The sequence below is a fragment of the Micromonospora sp. NPDC020750 genome (assembly GCF_044334565.1).
Lineage (GTDB): Bacteria > Actinomycetota > Actinomycetes > Mycobacteriales > Micromonosporaceae > Micromonospora.
Map to the genome: position 1 here is coordinate 281806 of NZ_JBIRTH010000010.1, position 6439 is coordinate 288244.

The 6439-nt window shown below is 70.3% G+C and carries 8 protein-coding genes and 1 pseudogene; 2 read left to right on the forward strand and 7 right to left on the reverse strand.

The features are described 5' to 3' along the window. Both ACH4T9_RS27850 and ACH4T9_RS27855 read right to left on the reverse strand, forming a co-directional pair. Positions 1 to 465: an ATP-binding protein gene (locus tag ACH4T9_RS27850; protein ID WP_396672026.1), complete on the reverse strand. Its 465-nt coding sequence runs from the start codon at positions 463 to 465 to the stop codon at positions 1 to 3. 145 nt (positions 466 to 610) lie between these two features. Further along, entirely contained in the window at positions 611 to 934 is a 324-nt protein-coding gene (locus tag ACH4T9_RS27855) for a MerR family transcriptional regulator (protein ID WP_396672027.1), read from the reverse strand. Positions 935 to 1559: 625 nt separating this feature from the next. On the opposite strand from ACH4T9_RS27855, the gene ACH4T9_RS27860 reads away from it, so the two are divergent. Continuing rightward, entirely contained in the window at positions 1560 to 1844 is a 285-nt protein-coding gene (locus tag ACH4T9_RS27860; protein WP_396672028.1) for a hypothetical protein, read from the forward strand. 155 nt (positions 1845 to 1999) lie between these two features. Here ACH4T9_RS27860 and ACH4T9_RS27865 read toward each other — a convergent pair whose 3' ends face one another. The 5 genes and pseudogenes from ACH4T9_RS27865 to ACH4T9_RS27885 form a co-directional block, all read right to left on the reverse strand. After that, complete coding sequence (locus tag ACH4T9_RS27865) at positions 2000 to 2527, reverse strand: DUF6244 family protein (RefSeq protein ID WP_396672029.1); 528 nt, start codon at positions 2525 to 2527, stop codon at positions 2000 to 2002. A gap of 288 nt (positions 2528 to 2815) precedes the next feature. Next, positions 2816 to 3304, reverse strand: a complete 489-nt coding sequence (gene soxR, locus ACH4T9_RS27870; RefSeq protein WP_396672030.1) for a redox-sensitive transcriptional activator SoxR — start codon at positions 3302 to 3304, stop codon at positions 2816 to 2818. A 431-nt stretch (positions 3305 to 3735) separates the two neighbouring features. Next, positions 3736 to 4188, reverse strand: coding sequence for a nitroreductase family deazaflavin-dependent oxidoreductase (locus ACH4T9_RS27875; RefSeq protein ID WP_396672087.1), 453 nt, complete (start codon positions 4186 to 4188; stop codon positions 3736 to 3738). Between the two features lie 51 nt (positions 4189 to 4239). Beyond that, positions 4240 to 4815 (reverse strand): annotated as a pseudogene (locus tag ACH4T9_RS27880) (DsbA family protein); the annotation flags it as partial. Between the two features lie 17 nt (positions 4816 to 4832). Beyond that, entirely contained in the window at positions 4833 to 4979 is a 147-nt protein-coding gene (locus ACH4T9_RS27885) for a hypothetical protein (protein ID WP_396672031.1), read from the reverse strand. Between the two features lie 671 nt (positions 4980 to 5650). Here ACH4T9_RS27885 and ACH4T9_RS27890 point away from each other — a divergent pair. Beyond that, positions 5651 to 5908, forward strand: coding sequence for an SCO4848 family membrane protein (locus ACH4T9_RS27890; protein ID WP_396672032.1), 258 nt, complete (start codon positions 5651 to 5653; stop codon positions 5906 to 5908). Positions 5909 to 6439 lie beyond the last annotated feature (531 nt).

Below are 6439 nucleotides of genomic sequence, written 5' to 3' on the forward strand. Positions count from 1 at the left end.
TCACTGTTCCTCACCTACGGCCGATCGGGTGGGGAGCCGCGCCGTCACCGAGGCGCTGGTTCCCTGGCCGGCGGTGACGATCATCAGCCCCCCGGTGAGCTGCTGGGCCAGCCACAGGCCCCGATGGCCTACCTCCCCCGGCGCAGGTAGGGCGACGGCCACCTCATCCAGGCCGGGCCCGTGATCGCTGACTTCGCAGGTGAGCATGTCGTGGTGCTGCGACAGCCGTACCTCACCGCTGCCCCCGCCGTGGCGCACCGCGTTGGTGACCAACTCGTGTACCGCCAAGACGAAGTCCTCCAACCCGTGGTCCGCCAGACCTGCCGAGTGAGCAACCGCGGCGACCGCGTGTCGCAACTCGGTCACCCTTGCAGCGGTCACCGATTCCGACAATAACGTCACTTCGCCTCCGATACGAGAGGCGTCCGTTCCCGTACCGGCGTCGTCTGTCCCGCCGCTGCCCATGGTCGGACGCTACACGCGCCGCCGACCAGCCGCTTTCGGGCACGGCCGGCCGCTCGAATGGCGGTGCCCGGACCGCCGGGCCTGGCGGCCGCCCTGTCCTGCGGCACCAGCGGCCCGCCGACGACTTCACGCGAGGGCGCGGCGGTCAGTCGTGCTGCCTCGTCCCACGATGCTTCCGCGTCTCGTTCTGCCGCTGGGCTTCCTCGAGTTGGTCTTCGAGGATGATGATCCGACAGGCGGCCTCCAAGGCGGTGCCCTGGTCGACCATCTCGCGGGCCCGGGCAGCCAGGCGTAGCTGGTATCGGGAGTATCGGCGGTGCCCGCCGGCGGAGCGGTGGGGGGCGATCAGTTTCGCCTCGTCCAAACGGCGCAGGAAGTCCTGCGAGGCGCCGAGTATCTCTGCGGCCCGACCAATGGTGTAGGCGGGGTAGTCCTCGTCGCCGAACATGTCATCAGGGTTTTGCCCCATGCCACCTCCACGTCGAGGGCCCCGGCGCTCACGCGCCGGGGCCCAGGGTTACGGGTCAGAACACCATCTGCCGACATGACCGTCGGCTCGTCGTATCCGCACCAGCCGCAACTGAGGGCTTTGGGTGCGAGGATCGCATAAGCGTGACCGGAGACCACCTCTCTTCGATGGAAACTGCGGTGTCCGCCCGGCCTGGGTTGACGGCCGGCGGCGGGCGATCCAACGGTGTACGGCCCTCCCTTTCCTCTGTTTCTCTTTCCCTTGCTGACGTGCGGTCCGCCGGTGTCGGAGCCCACGCGACTTCTGGCCCCGTACAGGTGCGGCGAACATCAGCTGGAGCCCTGAGACTGCCTGGCCCCACCTGCGGTGCCCCGTCGCACAATCACGTCAGGGCTGGCGTGCTTCTATCGCCGTTCGTGAGGAACGGTGAAACCACTTCTGTTCCTCACTGCCCGTCGTGACCTCACGGCCGGGCGGTCCGTCTGCGTCTTTGGTGACCCTCTGTTCTCGACTGGAGTAAGAGTATGCCGCACCACCGGGAATGTCTAGTCGGTTCGGCATAGATTTTCTACCCGGTCGTCGGCAGGCTCGGCGGCCAGGCGGGGGCGTCGGGGAAGGCTGGTGGGTGGCGCGGTCGGTGGGCGGCGGGTCCGTTGCGGTTCTCGATCTGGACGGCACCGGCCCGCTCGAGATGCTCGCCGAGTCGAAGTACGAGGACATGTGGCAGCAGGCCCCCGGCGAGCCCTATGGCCTCATCACGACTCTGCGACTCGTAGGCCCCAGGAATCTGCACAGCGCTCCGTCGCCGGACCGGCTTCGCCTGGTGTCGGTGCAGCAGCAACGGCCGGCGGACTTCGCGGACTCCGATGGGTGGACCATCCACTTCGGGCGTCGCCTGCTGGGTAGTTGAGCGGCGGACAGGGCCGGGCCAGGGGCTAGGAGCGTGGCAATTGAGGCGCGGCGTCCCCGCGTGTCCGGGTGAGGCGCCCGCTCGCGGTGGCGGCTGAGATCGGGCCCCGGCGCGGGGAGGGACGGGGCCGGCCGGGGCCGGGCCGCCGGGCCCGGTCAGTTTCCAGAGGAACCGAGCTGTCGTGCCTCGGCGATGGCCGCCTCGACGGACTGGCGGGTGACGCTGGTGCGTTGGACGACCAGTGTCAGGACCTGCCTGATGCTCTCCAGGGCCGACAGCATCGGACCGGGTTGCCCGCCCTGGAGCACCATGGTGGCGAGTTGCCGGGTCTCGCCGAGCTGGCCGATGGCCCTGGTCGTGGTGTCGCGGACACCGTCGACGGCGTTCCGCACGGGGGTGAGCCCGGTGATGGTCTCCTGCGGGGTGGCCCGGTGGGGGACCGCCGCCGTGGTCTTCGTCGCCTCGCCGAGGGATGTGGCCAGCCCGTTCAGGACGCCCTGGATTTCCGAGACCGCGGCCTGTACCCGGGTCATGCCGGCCGCGACGGCGGCGAAGCCGGCGGCGGCGGCGCGCAGCGCCACCTCCTGCGCCTGCTTGTGGGTGGCGGCGGCCAGCCCCTGTGCACGCTCGACGCCGGTGGTCAGTGTCCGCAGCTCACCGGTGATCTTTTCGACGTGCGACACGGCGGGCTTCTCTCGATCGGGGGCGGCGAAGAGGTCGGTACATCGACCGTACCGATCAGCCGCCGCCCCCGCTGTCCGCCGGAGGCCCCCGGGGTGTCCGCTGCCGCATCTGTGACCATCCGTGGCGGGTGCTCGGCCCGGAGGCGGGGCACCACCAGAGCAACCAGGACGCGGCGGAGCAGGTGGTGGCGGACTCGCCGACACGGCGGCCATCCTGGCCGCCGTGGACAGCAGCCCTCGCCGGCGACGTCCTGACGCACTGGGACGATGTCGGACCACAGATGCCGGTCAGCCGGCGGTGACGTCGTCCCGCCCGGTGTCGACCGGTTCGATCAGGCGTCGGGGGCCCGGCCCTTCCGCCCCGAGCCGGTCCATCGGATTGATCATCGGGCAGCGGTCCAGCGACATGCACCCACAACCGACGCAGTCCGCGAAGTCGTCGCGGAGCTGTTGCAGCTGGCGCAGTCGGGCGTCGAGGTCCGACTGCCAGCACTCGGTCATCCGCTTCCAGTCCAGCCGGGTGGGGGTGCGGCCGTCGGGCAGCAGCGCCAGCACCGCCGCGACCTTCGCCAGCGGCACACCGACGCGCTGGGCGATGCGGACCAGCGCCACCCGGCGCAGCGCGTCGCGGGGGTAGCGACGCTGGTTGCCGGTGGTGCGTCGGCTGCTGATCAGGCCCTGGCGCTCGTAGAAGTGCAGGGCCGAGACGCTCACCCCGCTGCGGGAGGCGAGCTGTCCGACGGTGAGTTCGGACTGATCGGAGCGTTGGTCAGTCATCGTGGTGTCCCCTGCCGTCGGATGGGGCATCGGGGCCGGGTGGCGGCCCGCCGCCCGGCCCCTGGGCGAGCAGTCCGGAGGTGACGTCGAGGACCGCCCGCTGTTTCTCCTCGGGTCACCGGGCAGGTCCTGCACATCGCGATGGAACCAAAGTAGACGGCCAGCAGAGCGGTGATGCCGCGGACGTTCTGGATGGGGGGCGCGTCCGGCTCGGCGACGGCCTGGACACGTCCGCGGGTGTCCTTGCGGCGCGCGGTCGGCCTCTTCCTTCGCGCCCTTCCCATCGAACTTCCGCTCGACTCGCCCGCTTCGTCCACTGCTGCCGGCTTTCGTGACTATCCGGACCTGGACCTGGTCGGCCCGGCGTGGAACACCTCCGGCGTCTCGGCCGTCGAGCTGTTCGACTGGACATGGGCCGCCCCGGGCCGAGGTCAGTCCCGGTGGGGCTCCAGGACGACCACCGGAATGTCCCGGGTCGTCTCGGTGGCGTACTCGTCGTACTTAGGGAAGATCTTTGCCATCAGCTCCCACAGGCGCGGTTGCTCCTCGGCAGTGGCGAGCCGGCCCGCCGCGGCGAACTTGTCCGCGCGTACCTGCACCCTGACCTCCGAGTCCGCCAAGAGGTTCTGGTACCAGTTCGGGTTCCTCGGCGAGGCGCCGTTGGAGGCGATCAGGACAACCCGGTCGCCGTCCCGGCCGTAGATCAGCGGCGTGCGGATCTGCCGGCCCGTGCGCCGCCCCCGCGTGGTCAGCAGCAGCGTCGGGAAGCCGTAGTAGTCGTGACCGTCGGCCCCGTCGGTGGCCAGGTACCGCTGCACGTGGTTCTGCACGTCGGGCAGAGGGCTGTCGTGCACCCCGTCCGCGTCCGGCTCGCTCGACGGGATCACCGATCCGGTCAGGCTCGGGGCCGTCAGCGCCGCGAACAACACTTCCTCCGGCTGTTCGCCGAGCATCGGCGGGGCACCCTCGATCCGGAAGAGCGGCACACTGGTGATCCCGGCTTCCCGCACGAAACGCAGCGCGGCGCGGACCTCCTCGGTGCCGGAGTCGTCGGGGGTGACGCCGATTTCGGCGGCCAGCCGGGCCAGCGTCCCGGCGTCGCCGATGTTCAACCCGTCGGTGAAGTGCGCGCGGAACAGCCGCTCCACCATCGCCTCCCCCCGGCCCTGGTGGGCGGCCTGGGCGACGAGCCGGTGCGCCCCGAACGTCCCGGTGGCGATGGCCCGGTCGTAGTGGAGTTCCAGCCCGTCCTTCGCCGCCTCGGTGACGAGGTAACCCAACTGCTGCACCGTCTTCTCGCCGAAGCTCTGGGTGAGCGCCTCGATCAGTGGCATCCCCTCGGTGGGCGCGCCGGGCGCAAGCTCGAAGGGGGCGAAGCGGATCTCCACCTCGCCTCCCCCGGCCCGAAACCGCTCGGCGGCCCGGGTCAGTCGGGCGTACCCGATGTACGAGTGCACGCAAATGAGGTCCAACACCATGTCCACCTGGACCTTGGCATCTCCGATCGTCATGTGCCCAGTCTCCGACCTCAACAGCGGTAGAGGTCAATCCAGACCAGGGTCGCCGCCACCACGCCCGCCAGGACGACGAGGGCGCGGTTGCGGATTCGCTTGCCGCGCTGGGGCGGGGGCCCCGACTCGTCGTGGGTGGTCGGCTCCTGGCGCTGATCGGTCATGACTGTCTGCAACCTCGGCTGCGATTGAGGTCAATACGTCGCGCGACGAGTTGGGTGGGCGGATCGAGAGCGAACTGCCTGCTCATGCGCAGGTGCTGATCGCCCCCTTGCTCTTCCTCGCCGCCGCCGCCGAGATGACCGGCGGCCAAGGAGGGGGCGGCCCCGCTCCGGCGCGACGGAGGCGGCCTCACCTCCGTTCCGGGGCGTGGATGCCCGGCAGGCCCTGCCACGGCACCCGGGTGGTCAGCCGTACAACACAACCGGCTGCCCCGGACCGGCCCTTCCGTCCGCAGCACGGGGCAGCGCTCGTAGCCGGCGCTGGACGCCGTGGCTACCGGGCAGGTGACCGGCGAGCTGGTGGAACTCCAGAGTTCGCTCCTCCTCGGCCACCGACCGGATCCGGACCTACGCGTACTGGTGCGGCCGTCGGGCGCATCGACCCCGGCCGGTACGCCCTGCGGCGCGACGGGGCTGGCGTTACGGCGGCGACTGGTCACGGCGGACAGCAGGCAGGCGCCGACCCGGTCGCGTGCCGAAACCGTGTCCCGGGCCCCCGGCGGTGCCGGGCTCCGGGCCGGCGCCGGTACCCGGCCCCTGACCTGCCGCGCGGCGCATCCCGGTACCGCCGGTGCTCCCGCCGATCGCCGATCACGCTGGCATACTGGCCAGCCATGGTGCTGTCACGTGGCTGGGCCCTCTTCCTTGTCGGGGTCGGCGTCTGGACCTGGGTGATCTGGCCCCGGTTCACCGTCGCCATCTGGAACGACCCGCGCTCCTGGGCGGGCGGGACGGTGGGCGAGGGGACACCGACCGGCTTCCTGTGGGTGCACGCGCTGCTGATCTCGGCGTCACTGGCGATCGGCACCACTGTGGGCGTCCTGGGCTTACGGGGCTGGCGAGCGGCCCGTCGCCCGACCAACCGACCGTGAGCTGCCCGTATTCTTGATCGCAGATGGTGTGACGCGGGCCGCTGCGCGCCGATTTGACGATCAAACTCCGGACGCGTAACTTTCTCTCTGCCAGCGCGGAACGGACGAAACAGGGCGAAAGACCTGGAGGCCGGAGCGCGGGACAGGCAAGCCGGCGCTGAGGGATCACGATCCCCCGGAGTCGGACCGGACGGGGCCGACGATTCGCCGCGAGGCGGATTTGGAACGGCGGAACCAACCGGGTAGGGTCGAAGATCGGCAGGGAACTGGGCGAGACCGCGAGAGATCGCGACGGCCAGCCTGCCAAATCCGATGATCACAAGCAGTGGTTCGCCGCTGCGCGGGAACACTCGGTGCGATACCCGTACGAAGCACGACAGACCGGGATACACGGTTTGACACGGCAGAGACGGTGAGGTAACGTAGTAAAAGTGCCCGGCGCGAGAGCGGCGGGTGCGGGTACGGAAAAGCCCCGGACGGGGCCCTCCTGGTGGGGGTTTTCGGATGGTGTGTGGTTGTTCTTTGAGAACT